This window comes from Streptomyces sp. NPDC054783, from assembly GCF_053611725.1.
Genome location: NZ_JBSHAY010000041.1, coordinates 38,149 through 63,412 on the forward strand (window position 1 = coordinate 38,149; position 25,264 = coordinate 63,412).

The 25,264-nt window shown below is 72.0% G+C and carries 7 protein-coding genes and 1 pseudogene; all 8 read left to right on the forward strand.

Features of this window, described 5'->3' with window-relative positions; genetic code table 11:
- Nucleotides 1-43: 43 nt before the first annotated feature.
- The 8 genes and pseudogenes from ACWGJ5_RS40705 (at nucleotide 44) to ACWGJ5_RS40740 (ending at nucleotide 25,232) form a co-directional block, all read left to right on the forward strand.
- A complete protein-coding gene (locus ACWGJ5_RS40705) occupies nucleotides 44-3,196 on the forward strand; it encodes a type I polyketide synthase (RefSeq protein WP_453314651.1) in 3,153 nt (1,050 codons plus the stop codon).
- Nucleotides 3,197-3,266: 70 nt separating this feature from the next.
- Nucleotides 3,267-8,807: pseudogene (locus ACWGJ5_RS40710) on the forward strand (SDR family NAD(P)-dependent oxidoreductase); the annotation flags it as partial.
- Nucleotides 8,808-8,816: 9 nt separating this feature from the next.
- Nucleotides 8,817-15,401, forward strand: a complete 6,585-nt coding sequence (locus tag ACWGJ5_RS40715; RefSeq protein WP_453314652.1) for a type I polyketide synthase — start codon at nucleotides 8,817-8,819, stop codon at nucleotides 15,399-15,401.
- Between the two features lie 5 nt (nucleotides 15,402-15,406).
- Nucleotides 15,407-18,529, forward strand: coding sequence for a type I polyketide synthase (locus ACWGJ5_RS40720; protein WP_453314653.1), 3,123 nt, complete (start codon nucleotides 15,407-15,409; stop codon nucleotides 18,527-18,529).
- Between the two features lie 153 nt (nucleotides 18,530-18,682).
- Nucleotides 18,683-21,901 carry a non-ribosomal peptide synthetase gene (locus ACWGJ5_RS40725; protein ID WP_453314654.1) on the forward strand — a complete coding sequence of 1,073 codons (3,219 nt, stop codon included), beginning with the start codon at nucleotides 18,683-18,685 and terminating at the stop codon, nucleotides 21,899-21,901.
- A gap of 100 nt (nucleotides 21,902-22,001) precedes the next feature.
- Nucleotides 22,002-23,360, forward strand: coding sequence for a crotonyl-CoA carboxylase/reductase (ccrA, locus tag ACWGJ5_RS40730; protein ID WP_453314655.1), 1,359 nt, complete (start codon nucleotides 22,002-22,004; stop codon nucleotides 23,358-23,360).
- Between the two features lies 1 nt (nucleotide 23,361).
- Nucleotides 23,362-24,351, forward strand: coding sequence for a 3-oxoacyl-ACP synthase III family protein (locus ACWGJ5_RS40735; protein ID WP_453314656.1), 990 nt, complete (start codon nucleotides 23,362-23,364; stop codon nucleotides 24,349-24,351).
- Nucleotides 24,348-25,232 carry a 3-hydroxybutyryl-CoA dehydrogenase gene (locus ACWGJ5_RS40740; protein WP_453314657.1) on the forward strand — a complete coding sequence of 295 codons (885 nt, stop codon included), beginning with the start codon at nucleotides 24,348-24,350 and terminating at the stop codon, nucleotides 25,230-25,232. The genes ACWGJ5_RS40735 and ACWGJ5_RS40740 overlap by 4 nt, the downstream gene beginning before the upstream one ends.
- Nucleotides 25,233-25,264 lie beyond the last annotated feature (32 nt).

Genomic DNA, 25,264 nt, shown 5'->3' on the forward strand with positions numbered 1-25,264 from the left:
CGCCCGCAAGAGCCGTCCGCCGAGGGAACCGGAAGGAATACAGATGAGTGGCGCAGCCACCGATATTGCCGTCATCGGGATGTCGTGCCGCTTTCCCGGTGTGCACAACCTGGCCGAGTTCTGGCGCCTGCTGCTCGACGGCAAGTCGACCATCGCAACGTTCCCCGAGCAGCGGGCCGCCGACGCGAACTCGAAGCACACCTCCCACCCGGACGCCGCCACCTTGGGCTCGGGTTCGTTCTTCGACTCCGTCGACGGGTTCGACGCCGCCTTCTTCGGCACGGGGCCGGCGGAAGCGGCCGCCATGGACCCCGTGCAGCGGCTGGGTCTCGAGCTCGCCTGGGAGGCCGTCGAGGACGCCCGCATCCCGGCGACCGCGCTCGCGGGCCGCGAGGTGGACGTCGTGGTCGGCGCCGCGCCCTCCGGGTACGACCTGCTGCGCAAGCTGTCCGGCAGTGACCAGGACGACCACTACGCCGCGCTCGGCTCCAGCGGTGCGCTGATCGCGAACCGCATCTCGAACCTGTTCGATGCGCGCGGCATGAGCTTCTGCGCGGACTCGGGCCAGTCCTCCTCACTCGTGTCGTTGGCGCTGACGTGCGAACGGATAAGGTCCGGTGCCGTCGACACGGCCCTCGCCGGCGGCGTGCACCTGATCGTCGATCCGGAAGCTGGAGCCGGCCTTGCCAATCTGGGCGCCCTGTCGCCCGACGGCCGCTGCTTCCCCTTCGACGAACGGGCCAACGGCTTCATCCGGGGAGAGGGCGGGGCGTTCGTCCTGCTGAAGCGGCTCGACCTCGCCGTCGCCGACGGCGACCACATCTACGCGGTGGTGCGCGGCTGGGGCGTCAACAGCGGCGGAGCGACCAGCCGGATGCCGGACCCGAGCCCCACCGGGCAGGCGGCAACCGTGCTGTCCGCCCTCCAGCGCGCGGCCGTTGCGTTCGACGGCGTCGACTACGTCGAGGCCCACGGCACCGGCACCCGGCTCGGCGACCCGGCCGAGATATCCGGTCTGCGCGAGGTGTTCCGGGAGACCGGCCGCAGCCGCGCCCTGACGATCGGCTCGGTGAAGGCGAACGTCGGGCACCTGGAGCCGGCCGCAGGGATCGTCGGCTTCGTGAAGGCCGCGCTCTGCGTGGACCGCGCTCACCTCGTCCCCACCCCGGGCTTCCGCTCCCCGAATCCCGCCGTCCCCGACTTCCACGAGGACTTCGAAGTCCTCCGTACCGCGCGGCCCTGGCCGAGCGAGCCGGGCCGGCCGCGGCGGGCCGGGGTGTCGTCGATCGGGATGGGCGGCACCAACGCGCACGTGATCCTCGAGCAGGCCCCCGAAAAAAGGGCTCCCGAAGAGCAGGCCCCCGATGAGCAGGTCGAACTGCCCGCCACGGGCGGCGACTTGACCTCCACGGGCATTTCCGGGGCCGTGCCGTGGGTGCTGTCGGCGCGCTCGGAACCAGCGCTGCGGGAGCAGGCGGCGCGGTTGCGGGAGCTGGTGGCCTCCGACGCGTCGCTGTCGGCGATCGACGTGGGCCATTCGCTGGTGTCGACGCGGTCGTCGTTCGAGCACCGGGCGGTGGTGCTGAGCGGTGACCGTACGGAGGCGCTGGCCGGCCTCGACCTGGTGGCGGCGGGTGGTGCCGCGGCCCGGGCGGTGCGCGGCGCGGCCACGGGGCCCGCGGGCCCGGTCGTCTTCGTGTTCCCCGGCCAGGGGTCGCAGTGGCTGGGCATGGGCAAGCAGCTGTACGCGGAGTCGGAGGTCTTCGCACGCGCGATCGACGAGTGCGCGAGCGCTCTGGACCCGTGGCTGGACTGGTCGCTGGTGGACCTGGTGACCGGCGCGGAGTCGGCGCCGTCGCTGGAGCGCGGGGACGCCGTGGTCCAGCCCGCGTTGTTCGCGATGATGGTCTGCCTGGCACGGCTGTGGCGGTCGCTGGGAGTGGTCCCCGACGCGGTGGTGGGGCACTCGCAGGGAGAGATCGCCGCGGCGTGCGCGTCGGGTGCGCTCTCCCTCGCGGACGCGGCGCGGGTCGTCGCCCTGCGCAGCCGGGCACTGACCGCCCTGGCCGGCCTGGGCGGGCTGAACGCGGTGGCCGCGCCCCTGACATGGGTCGAGGACCGGCTGGGGCGGTGGCCCGGGCGGCTGTCCGTGGCCGCGGTCAACGGGCCGGCCTCCGTGGTGATCGCCGGTGACCTCGAGGCACTGGACGAGTTCGCCGAGCTGGCGGCCGGTGACGGGGTCCGGGTGCGCCGGGTCAAGATCGAGTACGCGTCCCACTCCCACCAGGTCGAACGCATCCGTGACCGGGTGCTCGAGGCCGCCGCGGGTGTCACGCCGAGGCAGACGGCGGTGGAGTTCCACTCCACGGTCACGGCAGGACTGCTCGACACCCGGGTGCTCGACGCCTCGTACTGGTACGACAACCTGCGCTCGACGGTGCGTTTCGGCGAGGTCGTCGAGAACCTGATGCGCGAGCGCGGTGGCGTGTTCGTGGAGGTCAGCCCGCATCCCGTGCTCCAGGTGGCGATGGAGGAGGCCGCCGACGCGCTCGCGAGCCCGCCCAAGGTGGTGAGCACTCTGAGCAGGCACGACGGGAGCCTGGGCAAGGTCCTGGCGTCGCTGGCCGAGCTGCACGTGCGCGGCGTGCCGGTGAACTGGAAGGCGGTGTTCGCCGCCGGCCGGCCGCGCCGGATCGACCTGCCGACCTACCCGTTCCAGCGGCAGCGGTACTGGCTGACGGCGCCGGCCGGCACCGACACCGTGCACAGCCCCGACGCGCAGGCGGACGGACCGGGCGCGCACACCGGGGCGGCGCGGCTGGACTCCCCGTCGGCGGTGCTCGCGCTCGTGTGCGCGGAAACGGCAGCGCTGCTGGGCACGAAGGGCGCGGGTCTGACGGCCGCCGATCTCGAGGCGAGGTCGACGCAGACCTTCAAGGCCCTGGGCTTCGACTCCTCGATGGCGGTGGAACTGCGCAACCGGCTGGGCGCGGTGGCCTCGGTGCGGCTCCCGGCCACCGTCGCGTTCACCTACCCCACCCCGCAGACGCTCGCCGACCACCTCTTCTCCCTCCTCGAGCCCGAAGCGACCGAAGCGACCAGAGCTCCCGAAGCTCCCGAAGCGGTGGAGGAAACGAGTCTGGAAGGCCGCAGCGATGACGATCTCTACGCGTTGATCGAACGCGGATACGCATAGCCACACCCGTTCTTCTAAACAACCTTTGGGGGAGGCCCTGGTGGAGGATGTCGACAAGCTCCGGTCCTACTTGCGACGCGCCGTCGGCGACGCGCAGGAACTGCGCGAGCGAGTGCGCGAGTTGGAGGAGTCCGCGCGCGAGCCCATCGCTGTCGTGGGTGTGGGGTGTCGCTTCCCCGGCGGGGTGACGTCCCCCGAAGGTCTGTGGTCGGTCGTGTCCGACGGTGTGGACGCCATGGGCGACTTCCCGCTGGACCGCGGGTGGGACGTGGAGGCCCTCTACGACCCGGATCCCGAGGCGCACGGGAAGACGTACACGCGCACGGGCGGATTCCTGCCCGATCTCCCGGAGTTCGACGCGCAGTTCTTCGGCATCAGCCCGCGCGAGGCGCTGGCGATGGACCCGCAGCAGCGGCTGATGCTGGAGACGTCGTGGGAAGCGCTGGAACGGGCGGGTATCGACCCGGCCGGTCTGCGCGGTTCGGCGACCGGGGTGTTCACCGGGATCTACGGCGTCGACTACGGCCCACGGGTGGGCGGCGGCGCAGCCGGCGAAGTGGAGGGTTTCCAGCTCACGGGGAACTACCTCAGCGTGGCCTCGGGCCGGGTGGCGTACGTGCTCGGTCTGGAGGGTCCGGCGGTGTCGACCGACACCGCGTGCTCGGCGTCGCTCGTCGCCGTCCACCAGGCCGTGCGGTCCCTGCGGTCCGGGGAGTGCACGCTGGCGCTGGCCGGCGGGGTGGCGGCGCTGCCGACTCCGGGGATGCTCGTGGAACTCGCCCGGCAGCGGGGTCTGTCGCAGGACGGGCGGTGCAAGGCGTTCGCGGACGCGGCGGACGGCACCGGCTTCTCCGAGGGCGCGGGCGTGCTGGTCCTCGAGCGGCTCTCCGACGCGCGGCGCAACGGGCACCGGATCTGGGCGGTGATCCGCGGTTCGGCGATCAACCAGGACGGGGCGTCCAACGGGCTCAGCGCGCCGAACCCACTGGCGCAGCAGCGGGTCATCCGGGCGGCCCTGGCCGATGCCGGGCTGTCGACCGGCGATGTGGACGCGGTGGAGGCGCACGGCACCGGCACCAAGCTGGGCGACCCCATGGAGGCGGAGGCCCTGCTGGCCACCTACGGTCAGGACCGGGACCCGCAGAGCCCCCTGTGGCTGGGGTCGCTGAAGTCGAACATCGGTCACACGCAGGCGGCCGCGGGCGTCGGCGGCATCATCAAGATGATCATGGCGATGCGCCACGGGGTGCTGCCCAGGACCTTGCACGTGGACCGTCCGTCGACGCACGTCGACTGGTCGGCCGGTGCGGTGGAGCTGCTGACCGAGGCCAGGCAGTGGACCACGGGAGCGGGCCGGCCCCGCCGCGCGGGCGTGTCGTCCTTCGGCATCAGCGGCACCAACGCGCACCTGATCCTGGAGCAGGCACCCGAGACCCTCGCGCGGGAGGAGGCCCCGGCTCCCGCGGCCGCGGACTCCACCGCCGGCCAGGTGTCCGCCGACGCGCCCGGCGCGGTGCCCTGGGTGCTGTCGGCGAAGTCGGAGCAGGCGCTGCGGGAACAGGCGTTGCGGCTGCGGGACCTGGTGGCCGCGGACGCGGACCTGCCGGTCGCGGGCGTGGGGCACGCGCTGGTGACGACGCGCTCGCTGTTCGAGCACCGCCAGGTGGTGATCGGCGCCGACCGGGACGAACTGCTCGCCGCCCTGGCCGCCGTCGCCGCGGGTGACGAGCCGGGTCCCGCCCGTGCGGTGTCCGGAGTCGCCAAGCCGGTGGGCAGGACGGTGTTCGTCTTCCCGGGCCAGGGGGCGCAGTGGATCGCGATGGGCCGGGAGCTGTGGGAGACCTCCCCGGTCTTCGCCGAGGAGCTGCGCGCGTGCGCCAGGGCGCTGGAGCCGTGGGTGTCCTGGTCGCTGATCGACACCGTGTGCGGCGGGCCGGAGGCGGCGGACCTGGAGGACATAGACGTCGTCCAGCCGGTGCTGTTCGCGGTGATGGTGTCGCTCGCCCAGGTGTGGCGCTCGCTGGGGGTCACACCGGATGTGGTGATCGGCCACTCCCAGGGTGAGATCGCCGCGGCCTACGTCGCGGGGGCCCTGACCCTTGAGGACGCCGCCAAGATCGTGGCCCTGCGGTCCCGGCTCCTTGCCACGGTCACCGGGCAGGGCGGCATGGCCGGGATCCTGCTGCCCGAACACCGCGTGCAGGAGCTGATGCAGCGGTGGGGCAACCGGATCGGGATCGCCGCGGTGAACGGACGGAACTCCACGACGGTGTCGGGTGAGACCGCGGCGGTCGAGGAACTGGTCGAGGCCTGCCAGGCCGAGGGCGCCCGCGCGCGGCTGATCAAGTCCAGCGTGCCCGGGCACTCCCCGCTGATGGACCGGTTCGACGGCCGGCTCCAGCAGGAGCTGGGCCGGATCACCCCCATGCCCTCGCCGGTGGCGATCTACTCGACGGTGACCGGCTCGCTGATCGACCCCATGCAGCTCGACACGGCCTACTGGTACCGCAACCTGCGCGAACCGGTACAGTTCGCGGCCGCCATGGGGCGCCTGATCGAACAGGAGCGGGGCAGTGCGGTCATCGAGCTGAGCCCGCACCCGCTGCTCGTGATGAACATCCAGGAGATGTTCGACACCACCCCCGGCGCCACCGGGTTCGTGGCGGGTTCGCTGCGCCGCGACGAGGGCGGCCTCGCGCGGCTGTACCAGTCGGCGGCCGAGGCCTTCGTGGCGGGCGTCGCGGTGTCGTGGGAGGCGGCGTTCCCGGGCTGGGAGGGCCGGTGGGTCGAGCTGCCCACGTACGCCTTCCAGCGGCAGCGCTACTGGCTGAACACACCCGCCGAGACCACCACCGCGAGCACGTCGGACCATCCGCTGCTCGACGCCGTGATCGATCTGCCCGATGACGGCGAGCACGGCGGAGTCGTGGCCGGCGGGCGCCTGTCGCTGGAGCGCCACCCGTGGCTCGCCGACCACGTGGTCCACGGCGCCGTCCTGGTGCCTGCGACGGTGCTGGCGGAGCTGGCGGCGTGGGCGGCGCACAAGGCGGGGTGCGACGTCGTCGACGAACTCACCCTGGAGACACCGCTGGTGCTGTCCCGGACGGCCGAGCGCGAGATCCGCGTCGTGGTCGACGGCAAGCATGTGATCAGCGTGCACTCACGAGGCGAGGGCGAACCCGAGTGGACGCGCAACGCCGTCGGGACCGTCGGATCCGGCCCCGGAGCACCCCCCGCGCAGGAAGGCCTCGTCTCATGGCCTCCCGCGGGCGCGGCGAGTGTGCCCTTCGAGGACGAGTACACCAGGCTGTCCGCCCTCGGGTTCAGCCACGGGCCCCTGCTGCGAGGCCTGAAACAGGTGTGGCGCCAGAAGGACACCCTGTTCGCGGAGGTGGAGCTGCCCGCGTCCGACGGCGCGGACCACGGCCGGTTCCGGATCCACCCGGCGCTGCTCCACGCCGCGCTGCTCCCGGTCGGCCTGGGGCAGTTCGTCGACAACTCCCGGCCCGAGGGCTGGCTGCCGTTCCGCTGCACGGGCATCCGCATCCACTCCGCCCAGCCGACCGCGCTGCGCGTCCGTCTCGCCCCCGCGGGCGAGAACACGCTGTCCGTGACCCTCGCGGACCAGAACGGGATCCCTGTCGGCGGTGTCACATCGCTGAGCCTGCGGCCCGCGGAGGTCGAGAAGCTGACCGAGCTGAGCTTCGACCACCGGGACTCGCTGTTCCAGGTGGAGTGGGTTCCCCTCACGGTCGCGTCCGGTCCGGCCGCGGACCGGTACGCGGTGGTGGGCGGATCCGACGCGATCACCGCATCCCTGGGCCAGGACCGGGCGGTCTTCACCGACCTCGACGAACTCGCCGCTCTGGGCGGGGAGATACCTCCGGTCGTCATCGCCGGCATCGAGCGTGCGGACGGCGCCGACACGCCCGCCGACGTCGAGCGGAACCTCCACCGTGTGCTGCGCTGGACGCAGACCTGGCTCTCCGACGAGCGGTTTTGCGACTCCCGCCTGGTCGTCGTGACGCGGGACGCGTTCCACGACGAGCAGGTGCAGCACCCCGACCCCGCGGCTGCCGCGATCTGGGGATTCCTGCGTACCGCGCAGACCGAGAACCCGGGCCGGTTCACGCTCGTGGACACGGACGACCGGGCCGCCTCGTGGGCCCAGGTCCCGGCCGCGGCCGCCACCGGGGAGGCCCAGCTCAAGATCCGGGCCGGCAGTGTGACCACACCTCAACTGGTCCGCGCCACGGGCGCGTCCGACGGGGCACTGGACGCTCTCGGCTCCGGTTCGGTGCTGATCACAGGCGGTACCGGCGGCCTGGGCGCGATGCTGGCCCGGCACCTCGTCGCGCGGCACGGCGTGCGCCACCTGGTGCTGACCAGCAGGCGCGGGGCGGAGGCTCCGGCGGCGGCCGAGCTGCGCGAGGAGCTGACCGGGGCCGGGGCGCAGGTCGACATCGTGGCCTGCGACGTGACAAGCCGCGAGTCCGTCGCCGAACTGATCGCCGGGGTGCCGTCCGAGCATCCGCTGACCGCGGTGATCCACTGCGCGGGCGTGCTGGACGACGGCGTCGTGGAGGCCCTGACCGAGGACCGCCTGGACGCGGTCCTCGCGCCGAAGGTGCGCGGAGCCTGGAACCTGCACGATCTGACCCGGCAGCTGGACCTGTCCGCGTTCGTGCTGTTCTCCTCGATCGCGAGCGTGCTCGGCTTCGCGGGACAGGCCAACTACGCGGCGGCCAACGCCTTCCTCAACGGCCTCGCGCAGGCGCGCCGGGCCGAGGGACTGGCGGCCGGCGCACTGGGCTGGGGCTTCTGGGCGGAGCGCAGCGAGATGAGCGCCGACCTCACCGACGCGGACGTGGTCCGCATGCAACAGCAGGGCGTGCAGCCGCTGTCGTCGCAGGAGGGGCTCGCGCTCTTCGACTCGGCGGTCTCGGTGGACGAGCCGGTACTTGTGCCGGTGCGACTGAACCTGACGGCGCTCGGCCCGATGGCTTCGCCGCTCCTGCGCACCCTGGCCGGCACGCCTGCCGGACCCGGCGGCCCGGCGAGCCGGGAATCCACCGACGCCGCACTCGCGCAGGCGCTCAGGTCGCTGCCGCCGGCCGAGGCGGAGGCGGCGCTGCTCGATGCCGTACGGACGCAGACCGCGCTCGTCCTCGGGCACGCCGACACGGCGCGGATCGGTCCCGCCGCGACGTTCAAGACGCTCGGGATCGACTCGCTCACGGCACTGGAGCTGCGCAACAAGCTGGCGGCGGTGATCGGCCTGAAGCTGCCCGCCACGCTCGTGTTCGACCACCCGAACCCGGCCGCCCTCGCCCAGTTCCTGGGCGCGGGCATCACCCCCGACGCCGGTGCCGGCGCACAGTCCCCGGCCGATCACCTGGTCCAGGAGATCGAAGGACTGGGCGCCCGGCTGGAGGAGGCGTTCCTCCAGCTCGCGGAGGACGACAAGACCACCATTTCCACTCTGCTCGGCGAGCTGCAGGGCCGAGTCCGTTCGATGGTGAGCGCCGGAGAACCGGCCGGCATCGTCGACCAGATCGGTTCGGCCTCAGCGGGAGAACTCCTCGCGCTGCTGGACAAAGAGCTTGGCTAGGGGAAAGCGATGACCAACGACAACAACGCCGACGTTCTCGACTACCTCAAGCGGACATCGATCGAGCTGATCGAGACACGCAAGCGCCTGCAGGAGCTCACGGACGCCGCCGCCGAGCCCATCGCGATCGTCGGTGTCGCCTGCCGCTACCCCGGCGGGGCCGCGTCCCCGGAGGAGCTGTGGGAGCTGGTGCGGGCGGGCGCGGACGTCGTGTCGGACTTCCCCGACGACCGCAACTGGAACCTGGAGTACGACCCGGACCCGGACCGGCCCAACACCTGCTACACGCGCAAGGGCGGCTTCCTGTACGACGCCGGTGACTTCGACGCCGAGTTCTTCGGGATCAGCCCGCGCGAGGCGCTGTCCGCCGACCCGCAGCAGCGGCTGCTCCTGGAGACCTCGTGGGAGTCCCTGGAACGAGCCGGTGTCGACCCGGAGACCCTGCGCGGCAGCAACACGGGCGTGTTCGCGGGTCTCGCGTACTTCGGATACGGCAACCACTTCTTCACCCCCGAGGCCGTCGCGGGCTACGGGCAGGTCGGTTCACTGCTGAGCGTGGCGTCCGGACGCGTGGCGTACACGCTGGGCCTGGAGGGCCCGGCGGTGTCCACCGAAACCGCGTGCTCGTCGTCGCTGGTGGCGGTGCACCAGGCGGTGCAGTCGCTGCGGCAGGGCGAATGCGGCCTCGCCCTGGCCGGTGGCGTCACCGTCGTCGGGATGCCGCAGGTGTTCCGGGAGATGTCGCGGCAGCGGGGTCTGTCGGAGGACGGGCGGTGCAAGGCGTTCGCGGACGCGGCGGACGGCACCGGCTTCTCCGAGGGCGTCGGCGTGCTGGTCCTCGAGCGGCTCTCCGACGCGCGGCGCAACGGGCGCCGGATCTGGGCGGTGATCCGCGGTTCGGCGATCAACCAGGACGGGGCGTCCAACGGGCTGACCGCGCCGAGCGGGCCGGCGCAGCAGCGCGTGATCCGGGCGGCGCTGGCGAACGCCCGGCTGCAGGCGGGCGATGTGGACGTGGTCGAGGCGCACGGGACCGGCACGACGCTGGGTGACCCCATCGAGGCAGGTGCTCTGCTGGCCACCTACGGTCAGGAGAGGGACCCGGACAACCCGCTGTGGTTGGGGTCGCTGAAGTCGAACATCGGTCACACGCAGGCGGCCGCGGGCGTCGGCGGCATCATCAAGATGATCATGGCGATGCACCACGGGGTGCTGCCCAGGACCTTGCACGTGGACCGTCCGTCGACGCACGTCGACTGGTCGGCCGGTGCGGTGGAGCTGCTGACCGAGGCCAGGCAGTGGACCACGGGAGCGGGCCGGCCCCGCCGCGCGGGCGTGTCCGCCTTCGGGGTCAGCGGCACCAACGCGCACGTGATCCTGGAAGAGGCCCCGCCCGAGGAGCAGGCGGACGAGCCCGGCCCGGACGCGGGCGTCGTCGGCGGCCCGGTGCCGTGGGTGGTGTCGGCCAAGAGCGCCAAGGCGCTGGAGCAGCAGGCCGGCAGGCTGCGCGACTTCGCCGCCGCCGACGCGGACCTGGACCTCGCCGACGCCGGCTGGTCGCTGGTGTCGAGCCGGTCGCGGTTCGAGCACCGCGCGGTGCTGCTGGGGCACGACCGGGACGAGCTGCTGAGCGCCCTGGCGTCGCTCGGCGACGGCGAGGAATCCGCCGCGGTGGTCCGCGGCGTCGCCGGGGAACGGGGCGGATCCGTCTTCATGTTCCCGGGCCAGGGCTCGCCCTGGGCGGGAGTGGCACGGCAGCTGTACGACACCTTCCCCGTCTTCGCGCAGAGCCTCGACGAGCTCTGCGAACGCTTCGACGCGCACCTGCCGTTCGCGCTCAAGCCCCTGCTCCTCGCCGACGAGGTCGAACCCGAACAGCGCGAGCGCACGGACATCGCCCAGCCGGCCCTGTTCACCCTGCAGGTCGGCCTGTACCGGCTCCTGGCTCGGTACTGCCCGCGGCCGGACCACCTGATCGGTCACTCCGTCGGCGAGATCGCCGCCGCCCACGTGTCCGGGGTCTTCGACCTGGACACCGCGACCAGGCTCGTGGCCGCACGCGGGCGGACCATGCAGACGGTCACCGAGCGCGGCGCCATGCTGGCCGTACGCGCCTCGGAAGCCCACGTGAGCGCGCTGCTCGGCGACTACGACCGCGTCGGCATCGCCGCCGTCAACGGCCCGGAGTCGGTCGTGGTCTCGGGCCTGCGCGACCAGGTCCACGCGATCCGCGACCGGCTCGTCGCCGAGGGCACCTCGGCGAAGCTGCTCCCGGTCGACCACGCGTTCCACTCCCCGCTCATGGACCCGATCCTGGACGACTTCGCGGGATCGCTCGAGGAGTTCCCCACGGGCGGGATGTCGATCCCGATCGTCTCGACCAGGCTGGGCCGCGAGGTCACGCTCCAGGAGCTGACCTCCCTCGAGTACTGGGTGAACCACGTCCGTGAACCCGTTCGCTTCCACGACGCGGTGGAGTGCGCCCGTACGGCCGGTGCGGACGTCTTCCTCGAGGTGGGGCCGGGAGCGACGCTCACCGGCATCACCCAGGAGGCCTTCGCCGGCGAGGGCGTGCACGACGCGGTGGTCCTGTCGGCGTCGCGGCGGGACCGCACCGGGCCGCAGGCGCTGATCGGCGCGCTGGCCCAGCTGCACGTCCGGGGCGGGTCCGTGGACTGGACCGCCCTGTTCGGCACGCGCCGGAGGGTGGACCTTCCGACATACGCGTTCCAGCGGCAGCGGTACTGGCTGGACCTCCGGGCCGGGACGGAGCCGGCGGACGTCGCCTCCGCCGGTCTGTCGGCTCCCGAGCACCCGCTGCTCGGCGCCGCGGTGGACCACCCCGGCACCGACGAGGTGGTGTTCACCGACCTGTGGTCCCTGCGGACCCACGACTGGCTGGCCGATCACGCCGTGTTCGGCGCGGTCGTCGTACCGGCGACGGCCTACATGGACCTGGCGCTGTCGGTGGGCGACCACGTCGGGTGCGGCGCGGTCGAGGAACTCACCCTGGAAGTCCCCCTGATCCTCCCCGACTCGGGCGACGTGCAGGTCCGCGTCGTCGTCGGTGCGGCGGACGAGACGGGACGCCGCTCCCTGGACGTGTACTCGCGTCCCGGCGAGGACGGCTTGACGGCGGGCGGCTGGACCCGGCACGCGATGGGCAACCTGGCACCGGCCACCCCGCCCACGGCCACCTGGGCGGACGACACCCGCGCGCTCGCCGTGTGGCCGCCGGCCGGGGCCCGGCAGCTCGACATCGCCGCCCTCTACGACGACTTCGCGGACGCGGGCTTCGACTACGGCCCGATGTTCCGCGGGCTGCGCGAGGTCTGGCAGCACGGCGACGACCTCTTCGCCCTCGCCACGCTCCCGGACACCGCCGAGGGCCCGGCCGCCGGCGCCTTCGCCCTGCACCCGGCACTCATGGACACCGTCCTGCACGCGGCGATCGTCGGCGGTGTCATCGAGGTGACGGGCGAGCAGGGCCGGATGCCCTTCTCGTGGTCCGGGGTGAACCTGGCCGGGGAGTGCGGCACGACCATGAAGGTCCGGCTCTCCCCCGTCGGCGAGGACGTCGTGTCCGTGGCGATCGCCGACGAGCAGGGCCGCAAGATCGCATCCGTCGAGGCGTTGACGTTCCGGCCGGCCAGCGCCGAGCAGGTGCGCTCGGTGCGCGGCGGGCAGGAACAGTCGCTGTACGAACTGCAGTGGCGACCGGCCGGGCAGAGCAAGCCGGAGACCCGTCGCGGGCAGTGGGGCGTCCTCGGTGCGGAGAACGGTCTGGCCTCCCGGCTCTGCGGGGCGGGTGACGACAGTGCCGTGTTCTACCGGTCGATGGACGAGGCCCTCTCGGGGAAGGCCGCCCGGCACATCGTCCTGTGCCTGGACGACTTCGTCGCCACCGGCCCCGATCTGCTCGCCACGGTCGGCGACACGGACAAGCGCGTACTGGACTGGGTCCAGCGGTTCCTCGCCGGGGAACACCTCGACCGGTCCACGCTGGTGGTGCTCACCCGCCGGGCCCTCGACACCGGTTCCGGCGAGGGCGTCGAAAGCCTCCCCGGAGCGTCCGTGTGGGGCCTGATCCGGTCCGCCCAGACCGAGCACCCCGGCAGGTTCCGGCTCGTGGACATCGACGACGCGGAGACGTCCTGGGCACGCTTCCCGGACGTGCTCGCCGCCGACGAGACCCAACTGGCCCTGCGCGACGGCGCGTTGCTCGTCCCGCGCCTGGCCGCGGCCGCACCCGAGGACCAGCGGATCGAGCCGCCGGCGGCCGGCGCCCACCGTCTCGGCATCCCGAACAAGGGAACCCTGGAGAACCTGACCTGGGTCCCCTGCCCCGAGGTGGAAGCGCCCCTGACGAGCGGTCAGGTACGCATCGCCGTACAGGCCGCCGGGCTCAACTTCCGCGACGTCACGATCGCGTTGGGCCTGGTGGACAAGACGGCCATCGACGCCGGGCTCGGCAGCGAGGGCGCCGGAGTCGTCCTCGAGGTGGCGGACGACGTGACACGTCTGGCGCCGGGCGACCGGGTGACCGGCATCTTCACCGGCGCGTTCGGCCGCACCGCCGTGGCCGATCACCGCATGCTCATGCCCATCCCCGACGGGTGGAGCTACGCCGAGGCGGCGTCCGTGCCGTGCACCTTCCTCACCGCCTACCACGGGCTCTTCCGCGTGGCGAACCTCAAGAAGGGGCAGCGCGTCCTCATCCACGCCGCGGCGGGCGGCGTCGGAATGGCCGCCGTCCAGCTCGCCCAGCACGTCGGCGCCGAGATCTACGCCACCGCGAGCCCGGCCAAGTGGCCCGTCCTGCGCGGCCTGGGACTCGACGAGACACACCTGGCGTCGTCGCGCGACCTGGAGTTCGCCGAGAAGTTCCGGCACTCCTCCGGCGGCCACGGTGTGGACGTCGTGCTGAACTCCCTCGCGCACGCGTTCGTCGACGCCTCACTGACGCTGCTGCCGGGCGGCGGACACTTCGTCGAGATGGGGAAGACGGACATCCGCGACCCCCGTCAGGTGGCGGCCGGCCACCCCGGAGTCGACTACGAGGCCTTCGACCTCTACGAGGCGGGCCCGGACGCGATCCACGAGATGTTCCGGGCCGTCATGGAACTGTTCGCGGACGGGCGGGTACGGCTGAACCCGGTCTCCCTGCGCGACATCCGCGACGCGCGCCGGACCTTCCGCGAGATGAGCCAGGGCCGCCACGTCGGCAAGCTGGTCCTCGAGGTGGGCGAAGGCTTCGGCGGCGGCACCGTACTGGTCACCGGCGGCACCGGGGGAGTGGGTTCGCTCGTGGCACGGCACCTCGTCGCCGAACACGGTGTACGGAGTCTGCTGCTGGCCAGCCGCAGCGGAACGGCGGCCGACGGGGTGAGCGAACTGGTCGCGGACCTTCGGGGCGCGGGAGCGGCGGTACGCGTCGTCCAGTGCGATGTCGCGGACCGGGCCGCCGCGGCGGACCTGCTCGCGGACATGCCCCCCGGGTACCCGCTGACCGCGGTCGTGCACGCGGCGGGAGTGCTCGCGGACGGCACCGTCGAATCGCTGACCGCACAGAGCATCGACCACGTGCTGCGCGCCAAGGTCGGCGGCGCGGTCAACCTGCACGAGCTGACCCGGGATCGCACCCTGTCGGCGTTCATCCAGTTCTCCGCCCTCGCCGGCACGCTCGGCAACGCGGGACAGGCCAACTACGCCGCGGCGAACGCCTTCCTGGACGGTCTGGCGGCGCGGCGCAGGGCATCCGGCCTGCCCGGCACCTCGCTGTGCTGGGGCTGGTGGGAGCAGAGCAGCGGCATGACCGGGGACCTGGACCAGGCCGACCTCTCCCGGCTGCGGCGGATGGGCATCGCCGCCATGCCGACGCACGAGGCACTCGCCCTGTTCGACGCGGCCTGCGCCAGCGGCAAGCCGGTCCTCGTCCCGGCCCGGCTGGACGTCGCCGCGCTGCGCAACGAGACCGGTGACGAACTGCCCTCGCTGCTGCGCGACCTCGTCGACGGCGGCCGGCCACGCCGCACCAGGGCGGGCACTGCCAAGGACGGCGGCTCGCTCGGACTGGCCGCGAAGCTGGCCACCCTGCCGGCGGACGAGGCACAGGCAGCCGCCCTGGACTGGGTCCGCGACCAGGCCGCCGTCGTGCTCGGCCACCCGTCGGGCACGGCCGTCGACAGCGACCAGGCCTTCACCCTGCTCGGATTCGACTCGCTGACCGCGGTCGAACTGTGCAACCGCCTGGCTGCCTCGACCGGACTGCGCCTGCCGTCCACGCTCGTCTTCAGCTACCCGACACCACGCGAGCTGAGCGAGCACCTGTGCGGCCTGCTGCGTCCGGAACCGGACACCGGCTCGGCCGAGGCCGCCGAGCAGGCAGAGGACGCCGAGATCCGGGAGGTGCTGCGGACCGTCTCGATCGACAGCCTGCGCAGCGCGGGCGTCCTGGACCTGATCCTGGCGTGCGCCGAGGCGCCCGAGCCGGGCGGCGACGCACCGGCGGCGGACGCGGACGCCGAAGCGGACGAACTGTCGGACCTGGACCTGGAAGCACTGGTCGACCTGGCTCTGGGTGAGAAGGGGTAAGTGACATGACCAACTCCGCAGATCGCACCGCGGACGGATCGGACCGCGTCCAGCGGGCACTCCGCACGCTCATCGAGGAACGCGACCGCCTCCGGCGGGAGAACGACGCCCTGAAGGCCGGCCGCGGCGAGCCGATCGCCGTGGTGGCCATGGCGTGCCGCTACCCGGGAGGCGTGTCGACACCCGAGGACCTGTGGGACGTGATCCGCGAAGGCCGGGACGTCGTCGGAGACTTCCCGCAGGACCGCGGGTGGCGGGACGTCTACGACCCCGACCCCGACGCCGCCGGCAAGGCGTACACGCGTCAGGGAGGGTTCCTGGCCGACGTCGCCGGATTCGACGCGGACTTCTTCCACCTCAGCCCGCGTGAGGCGCTGGCCGTCGACCCGCACCACCGCCTGCTGCTGGAGACGTCCTGGGAGGCCTTCGAACGGGCCGGCATCGTCCCCGCCGACGTACGCGGCTCCGAGGTCGGCGTCTTCTCCGGGGTCAGCTCGTCCGAGTACGGGTGGCGCTTCCTGGAGGGCGGCCAGAAGGAACTGGAGGGCTACTTCCTGTACGGCAGCGCGCTGAGCGTCGCGTCCGGCCGGGTGGCGTACGAAATGGGGCTGACCGGGCCGGCGGTGTCGGTGGACACGGCGTGCTCGTCGTCTCTGGTGGCCCTGCACATGGCGGTGCAGTCGCTGCGTTCGGGCGAGTGCTCGCTCGCGCTGGCGGGCGGGGCGCTGGTGATGGCGACGCCCGCGATGTTCGTGGAGTTCTCCCGGCAGGAGGCTCTGTCGGCCGACGGCCGGTGCAAGGCCTTCGCGGACGGAGCCGACGGAACCGGCTGGGCCGAGGGAGTGGGTGTACTGCTCCTGGAGCGGCTGTCCGACGCCCGGCGCAACGGCCACCCCGTGCTGGCCGTCGTGCGCGGCAGCGCGGTGAACCAGGACGGGGCCAGCAACGGGCTGACCGCCCCCAACGGCCGCGCCCAGGAGAAGGTGATCCGCAAGGCCCTGGCGAACGCGGGGGTCTCGCCCTTCGAGGTGGACCTGGTCGAGGCCCACGGCACCGGAACCTCGCTGGGGGATCCCATCGAGGCAGACGCTCTGCTGGCGACCTACGGAAAGGACCGGGCCGAGGACAGGCCGCTCTGGCTGGGATCCCTGAAGTCGAACATGGGTCACGCCCAGGCCGCCGCCGGGGTCGCCGGGGTCATCAAGGCCGTGCTGGCCATGCGCCACGGGTACCTGCCGAAGACCCTGCACGTGGACACGCCCTCCCACCACGTCGACTGGTCCTCCGGCGCGGTCGAACTCCTGGTGGAGGGACGTGAGTGGCCCCGGACGGACGGCCCGCGGCGGGCCGGGGTGTCCTCGTTCGGGGTCAGCGGTACCAACGCGCACGTGATCCTGGAAGAGGCCCCGCCCGAGGAGCAGGCGGACGAGCCCGGCCGGGACGCGGGCGTGGTGGGCGGTCTGGTGCCGTGGGTGGTGTCGGGCAAGCGGGCGAAGGCGCTGGAGCAGCAGGCCGGCAGGCTGCGCGACTTCCTCGCCGCCGACGCGGACCTGGACCTCGCCGACGCCGGCTGGTCGCTGCTGTCGAGCCGGTCGCGGTTCGAGCACCGCGCGGTGGTGCTCGGGCGCGGTCGTGACGAACTGGTGAGCGGCCTGGCGTCACTGAGCGAGGGGGCGGACTCCGCCGCGGTGGTACGCGGCATCGCCGGGAACCTCGGTGGCGTCGCCTTCATGTTCCCCGGCCAGGGCTCGCAGTGGGTCGGCATGGGCCGGGAACTGTACGACGCCTTCCCGGTCTTCGCACGGTCACTCGACGCGTGCGCGGCCGCACTGGCCGAGTGGGTCGACTGGTCGCTGCTGGACGTGGTGCGCGGTGTGGAGGGGGCGCCGACCTTCGAGCGCGTGGACGTGGTGCAGCCGGCGCTGTTCTCGGTGATGGTGTCCCTGGCCGCCCTGTGGCGGTCCTGGGGCGTGGAACCGGCCGCCGTGGTGGGCCACAGCCAGGGCGAGATCGCCGCCGCCCACGTCTGCGGTGCGCTGTCCCTGCGGGACGCCACCAAGATCGTGGCACTGCGCAGCAAGGCCCTGATCGAGCTGAAGGGGCTCGGCGGGATGGCCTCGGTCGCGGAGTCCGCGGAGGTCGTGGCGGAGCGACTGGCTCCGTGGAGCGACCGGGTCAGCGTCGCCGTGGTCAACGGACCCCGTTCCGTGGTGGTGTCCGGGGAACCGGACGCACTCGACGAATTCGTCGAGAAAATGAAGGCCGACGGCGCCCAGGCGCGGAGAATACCGGTCGATTACGCCTCCCATTCCCACCAGGTGACCCGGGTTCGCGACCAGGTGATCGGCGCACTGACCGACGTGAGCCCGAAATCCTCGACGCTGCCCTTCTATTCGACCCTGTACGGCGAAATCATCGACACCGCGGGGCTGAACGCCGACTACTGGTACAACAATTTGCGCGAAAAGGTCCTCTTCGAGACGTCCGTCCGGCAGCTGGCCGAGGACGGCTTCCGGGTGTTCATCGAGATGAGCCCGCACCCCGTGCTGAACGTCCCGGTGCAGGAGATCGTCGAGGACGTGGACGACGCGCTGGTCCTGTCGTCGTCGCGGCGGGACCGCGACGAGGTGGAGGCCGTGCTCGGCTCGCTGGCCCAGCTGTACGTCCGGGGCGGGACCGTCGACTGGGACGCCCTGTTCGGGACGCGCCGGCGGGTGGACCTGCCGACGTACGCGTTCCAGCGGCAGCGGTACTGGCTGAACTCCTCACCCACGGCGGCGGTGGCGGCGGAGGTGTCCTCGACGGAGCCGCCCGCGGACGACGAGCAGGTCGTCCCGCTGCCGGACAGGATCTCCGCCCTCCCCGACGACGAAGCGCACACACTCGTCCTCGACCACGTCCTCGAGAAGGCCGCCGTCGTGCTCGGGCACCCCTCCAGCGCGTCCATCGACCCCGACGAGAAGTTCTGGGAGATCGGATTCGACTCGATGCTGTCGATGGAGCTGAGCAAACGCCTGAGCGCGTCGACCGGACTCAAACTGAGGGCGAACATGGTGCTGCGGCACCCCACCGCGCGACTGATCGCCGGGCACATCGTGTCCTCGATGCCCACACGCGTTCCGCGGTGACGTGTCCCGCCGGCGGGACACCGCAAGCTCGACAGCGGCTCGTCCCGCCGGGAATCAAGTTGTCTTGAACGGCTGACCCACCCCGCCCGACCATGGGGGTGATCTGCGAATTCCTCCGGTGTCCCGGTTTGTTTGTTCGAGGGGTTGATCTCTGTGCGTTCGTTCGGTGCGTCGTCTGCGCATAAAGGCATGTGGCGGGCGCAGGAAATGGCTCCCGACACGCCGAACCATGCGCTGACCATGTGGGATGTGGACGGCGAGCTGGACGCGGCCGTCATCCGGTCCGCGTTCCTGCACGTGATGGGCGAGGCGGAGGTGCTGCGCGTCAACTTCGCCGACGACGGCGGCGCACTGCGCCTCATCCCCCGCGAACTGGGGGACTGGCGGCCGTTCTTCCTGGATCTCAGCGCCGAGGCCGACCCCGAGCAGGCGGCGCGCGAAACCCTGGCCGACATGGTGCGCCAGCCGTTCGACCTGGAACGGGATCTGCTGTTCCGGCTCGGCGTGGTCAAACTCGCGGAGACCCGCCACCTGCTGGTGATCGCCTACCACCACCTCATATCGGACGGGTTCGGCGCGGGCGGCCTGCTGTCGAAGCGCCTCGCCGAGGTGTACACGGCGCTGGTGCGCGGCGAGCACGTGCCCGAACTGCCGCACCCGTGGGACACCGAGTCGTTCGCGACCGAGGCGACGGAGTACCTCGCCTCCCAGAAGTTCACCGAGGACTCGGAGTTCTGGCGCGACTACCTGACCGATGCACCGCCGCCCGCGCAGGTTCCGCGCGTCGCCCTCTCCGACGACCAGCGGTCCGCGCTGTCGGAGCCGATGAGCAGCGCCGACCGCTGGTCGGAGGTGGCCGAGACCATCGGCATGGTGAGCCGGACCCTGACCGTTCCCCGCGCCGAGGCGGACGTGTGGACCGAGACCGCGCAGTCCATGGGCGTGTGGATGTCACAGATGCTGACCGCGGCCACGGCGGTGTTCCTGCGGCACCGCTGCGACCGGCCGGAGTTCCTCCTCTCGCTGGCCGTGGGCAACCGGGTCGGCGTGGCGAGCCGGACGCCCGGCCTCGCGGTGAACGTGGTGCCGGTGCGAGTCGCGATCGACCTCAACGCGACCTTCACCGAGATCGCCGACATGCTCGTCGACCAGACCTACGACCTCTTCGACCACACCGCCTGCCACTACTCGGACATCCAGCGCGCCGCCGGAACCGTCCTGAGCGGACGCGGCAGTTACGGGGCCGTCGTCAACGTCGTCGAGTTCGTGGAGCAGCTCCGCTTCGGTGACAGCCCGGCGCGCTACTCCGGCGCGACGACCGGGACGTTCGAGGAACTGTCGATCGGCGTCTACACCGACGGCAGCCCCGACAGCGACCTCTTCATCCGGCTCGACGCCCCCGCACGCCTGTACCACCGTGCGGAACTGCGCTTCATCGGCGAGGAACTGATCGCGTACATCCGTGCCGTCGTGGCCGCCGGCGCGCAGCCGGTCGGCGCCCTGGACGTGGTGAGCGGTGCCGAGCGGCACCAGGTGCTGAGGGCGCCGAACGACACGAACGCGCCGCTTTCCGGACTGACGGTTCCTCAGCTGTTCGCCCGGGTCGCGGAGCGGGAGCCCGACGCCGTCGCGCTGGTCTGCGGCGACGAAACGGTCTCGTACCGGCAGCTGGACGAGCGCTCCAGCCGGCTGGCCGAGGCGCTGCGCCGGCGGCACGTCGGACCCGAGACGGTCGTGGCGGTGGCGCTGCCCCGGTCGGTGGACCTCGCCGTCGCCCTGCTGGGCGTGGTCAAGGCGGGCGGAGCCTACCTGCCGATCGACCCGGCGTCCCCGGCGGAGCGCATCGGCTCGCGGATCGCCGAAGCCCCGGCGCGCACACTGCTCACCGACGCGGCGACGGCCGAACTGCTCCCCGCCGGCCTGGACGTCCCGGCGATCGTGCTCGACGACCTCGCGTCGGACACCGCGGACAGCGACGGCAACGCCGCTTTGGGCGCCCCCCTCCATCAGGACAACCTGCTGGCCGTGCTGTACGACTCCGGAACGGCCGGCACGACCACCGGAGTCGGGGTGACGCACCGCAACATGGAGCGGTTCGTCCTGGACCACCACTGGCAGGAAGCCGGCCACGGCACCGTGCTGTGGCACGCGCCGCACACCTCCGACGCGCTCGCCCTCGAACTGTGGGTGCCCCTGCTGGGCGGCGGCCGGGTGGTCGTGGCTCCCCCCGGGGAACTCGACACCGACACGCTGAGCAAGGCGCGCGCGGCGCACGAGATCTCCACGGTGTGGCTGCCCGCGAGCCTGTTCTCGGCGATCGCCGCCGAGCGCCCCGAGTGCCTCGCCGGACTGCGCGAGGTATGGACCGGCGGGGACCGCGTGTCCGCGGCCGCGCTGCGCCGGGTCCGGGAGGCCTGCCCCGAGCTGACGATCGTCAACGGCCACGGCCTGACCGAATCGACCGTGTTCGCCGCATGCCATCGCCTGGCCGCGGACGAACCGGTGCGCCACGCGGGCACGGTCGGCCGCCCGACGGACAACACCGCCCTCTACGTCCTGGGCCCGGGCCTGGCACCGGTCCCCGTCGGCGTGACCGGGGAACTGTACGTGGCCGGGCCCGGTGTGGTGCGCGGATACCCCGGGCGACCCGGAGCGACCGCGGAGCGCTTCGTGCCCTGCCCGTTCGGTCCGGCCGGAGGGCTCATGCACCGCACCGGGGACCGCGTGCGGTGGGGCACCGACGGCCGGCTCGAGTACGTGGCCCGGGCCGACGCCCAGGCGGATGTCCGGGGCGTCCGGGTCGAGTTGGCCGAGGTCGAAGAGGTGCTCTCCGAACACACCGGGCTCGCGCAGTCGGTCGTGGTCGTCAGGCAGGACGGCTCCGGGCAGCAGCGCCTGGTCGCCTATGTCGTCCCGGCGGGCGGCCAGGCCGTATCGGCCGACGAGCTGCGCCGGTTCGCCGCGGGATGGCTGCCGGAGTCCATGGTGCCGTCGGTGTTCACGGTGCTGGAACGCCTGCCGGAGACGGCGGGCGGCAGGGTGGACCGGACGGCGCTGCCGGAACCCGAGTTCGACGAGCGCACCTACCGGGCACCGCGCAACGACACCGAGCGGGTCCTGGCCAAGGCGTTCGCGGAGGTGCTCGAGCTGGACCGGGTGGGCATCGACGAGGACTTCTTCGACCTCGGCGGCAACTCGCTGCGGGCGATCCGGCTGGTCGGCCTGATCCGGTCGGAACTGAAGCAGGAGGTGTCCATCCGCAGGCTGTTCGCGGCGCGCACCATCATGGGCCTGTCGGACATGTGGAAGGACCTCGGCCAGTCCAGCAGGCCCAGCCTGCGCAGGCGGACGAAGGAGGGTGCGGTCCTCTGACCGCTGTCCGCCGCTCAACCGCATTCCCGTCAGCGGATTCTCGGGTTCTGGTCCAGTCAGCAGCGGCTTTCCTGTGGCACTGCAAAGGAGAAAGGGAGTCATGGATTCTTTGACAGAAGCCCTGCTGTCTGGGGCCGGCCCGGAAGAGATCGGGCGACACGAACTTCCATCGGAATACGAGGCAGCGCATCTCCTGGCCTCGGACCTCGGCATGTTCGACGGCGTGGAGGACAAGGACGTCCGCAAGTCGCTGCATGTCGGGCGGGTCCCGATGCCCGACCTCGCTCCGGACGAGGTGGTCGTCGCCGTCATGGCGAGTTCCATCAACTACAACACGGTGTGGTCGGCGACGTTCGAGCCGGTGCCCACGTTCGAGTTCCTCAAGCGCTATGCCCGCCAGGGCGGGTACGCCGCCCGGCACGACCTGCCGCACCAGGTCGTGGGGTCGGACGCGGCCGGGGTCGTCGTACGGGTCGGGGCCGGGGTACGGCACTGGAAGGCGGGCGACCACGTCGTCGCCAGCTGTGTCCAGGTCGACGAGCAGGAACCGGCGACGCACGCCGACGCGATGCTCGGCTCGGGACAGCGGATCTGGGGGTACGAGACGAACTTCGGCGGGCTCGCCCACTACGCGGTGGTGCGCGCGAGCCAGCTGCTGCCCAAGCCGGCACATCTGACCTGGGAGGAGTCGGCGGGTGTGCTGCTGACCGCGGCGACCTCGTACCGGATGCTGGTCAGTGACAACGGCGCGCGGATCAAGCAGGGCGACATCGTGCTCATCTGGGGTGCGACGGGCGGTCTCGGCGCGTTCGCGGTGCAGATGGTGAAGAACGCGGGCGGTATCGCCGTCGGCGTCGTCAGCTCCGAGCGCAAGGCCGAGGTGCTGCGCCGGCTCGGCTGCGATGTGGTGATCAACCGCAACGAGATCGGCATGGGCGGGGACGACGCGCTCACCCCGGAGCGGACGATCGAGCTGGGCAAGCGGCTCGGGCGGGAGATCCGGCGTCAGGTCGGCGAGGACCCGCACGTCGTGTTCGACTACGTCGGACAGGCCACGTTCGGGATCTCGGTGTTCGTCGTGCGCAAGGGCGGGGTGGTCGTCACCTGCGGGTCGAGCACGGGCTATGACCACCATTTCGACAACCGTTACCTCTGGATGAATCTCAAGCGGATCGTGGGCAGCCACGCCGCGAACCTCCAGGAGCAGGCGGAGTGCAACCGGCTCTTCCGGCTGGGACATCTCTCCCCCGTTCTTTCCGAGGTGTTTCCGCTGAAGGAAGTGGGCGAGGCCGCACGGCTGGTCCAGATGAACAGGCACACCGGAAAGGTCGGCGTGCTCTGCCTCGCGCCCGAGGAGGGGCTCGGCGTCACCGATCCCGCACTGCGGGAGAAGATCGGGGTGGCGCGGCTCAACCCGCTGCGTGCTTCCCGTGTGCCCGATACCGCAGAGGTGTCATGACATGGGGATCGGAATACTCTCCACCGGCTCCTACCTGCCCAAGCACGAGGTGGGCAACGAGGAGGTCGCCGAGCGCGTCGGCGTCACCGCGGAGTGGATCGAGCGCAAGACGCAGATCCGGTCACGCCGCTACGCGGCCCCGCACGAGGCGACGTCCGACCTGGCGGTGAAGGCCGCCGAACGCGCACTGGAGCAGGCGGAGCTGACCGCGGAGCAGATCGACTACATCATCGTCTCGACCTCCACCGGGGACTTCCCGCAGCCGCCCACGTCGTACCTGGTGCAGCACGGCCTGGGCGCCTACGGTGCGGCCTGCTTCGACGTCAATGTCGTGTGCAGCGGCTTCGTCTACGCCCTGTCGCTGGCCCACAGCCTGGTGACCGTGCGGCCGGACACCCGGGTGCTGGTGATCGGGGCGGACGTGTACTCGCGGATCCTGGACTTCACCGACCGCAAGACGGCCATCCTCTTCGCCGACGGCGCCGGAGCCGCGGTCGTCGGGACGGTACCGGAGCCGTACGGGATCATCGCCGGCGACCTGTCCAGCCGCGGCGACGCACACCACCTCATCCGCGTCGAGGCCGGCGGCAGCCGCAGGCCGGCGTCGGCGGCGACCGTCGCGGAGGGCGGCCACTTCTTCAGGATGGACGGCCGCGGGGTACGCGACTTCGTCGCCGAGCACGTGCCGCCGGCGCTGCTCGCGCTGGCGCGCAGGGCCGGCGTGGACATCGCCGCGGTCGACCACTTCATACCGCACCAGGCCAACGGCGTGATGCTCGGCGAGGTCGTCGAGCGCACCGGGCTGGGCGCCGCGCAGACCCACCGCACCCTGATCAGGTACGGAAACGTCGGCAGCGCCTCGGTGCCGGTCGCACTCGACGAGGCCAACCGCACGGGAGCGCTGTCGCCGGGCGACCTGGTGCTGCTCGCCGGGTTCGGCGGCGGCATGTCGATCGGAGCATCACTTCTGACCTGGGGGGCCCACGCATGACCACGTCCACGCAGAACACCGGTACGGACATCGACCGGGTGGGTGTCGTCGGCAGCGGCATCATGGGCACCGGCATCGCCGAACTGTGCGCGAAGGCCGGGCTGAACGTGACGGTCGCGGTGTTCTCCGAGTCGTCGCTGGTGACGGCGCCGCAAAAGCTGGCCGCGTCCCTCGACCGGGGCGTGGCCAAGGGCAAGCTGACCGCGCAGGAGCGCGACGCGGCGCTGGGCCGGGTGTCGTACACCCGTGACCTCGCCGAGCTGGCCGACCGCCAGCTGGTGGTCGAGGCGGTCAAGGAGGACGAGCAGCTCAAGCTGGACCTCTTCGCCACCATCGACAAGATCGTCGAGGACCCGGACGCCATCCTGGCGACCAACACGTCCTCGATCCCGGTCGTACGGCTCTCCGCCGCGACCCGCCGCCCGGGCCAGGTGCTCGGCATGCACTTCTTCAACCCGGTGCCGGCGCTGCCGCTCGTCGAACTCGTCGCCTCGGTGCTGACGGACGAGGCGGTGAGCGCGCGGGCGCTGGTCTTCGTCCGCGACGTCCTGGGCAAGCAGCCGATCGCCTCGCCGGACCGGGCGGGCTTCCTGGTCAACGCGCTGCTGTTCCCGTATCTGCTGTCCGCGGTCCGGATGGTCGAGTCGGGCCTGGCGACGGCCGAGGTCGTCGACCAGGGCATGGTGCAGGGCTGTTCGCATCCGATGGGTCCGCTGCGGCTCGCCGACCTCATCGGCCTGGACACGACCGTGTCCATCGCGCAGGCCATGTACGAGGAGTTCAAGGAGCCGCTGTACGCGCCTCCGCCACTGCTGCTGCGCATGGTCGAGGGCGGTCTGCTGGGCAAGAAGTCCGGCCGCGGTTTCTACACGTACGCGTGAGGGATGCGCGAGGGGCCCGGCCGACCGTGAAC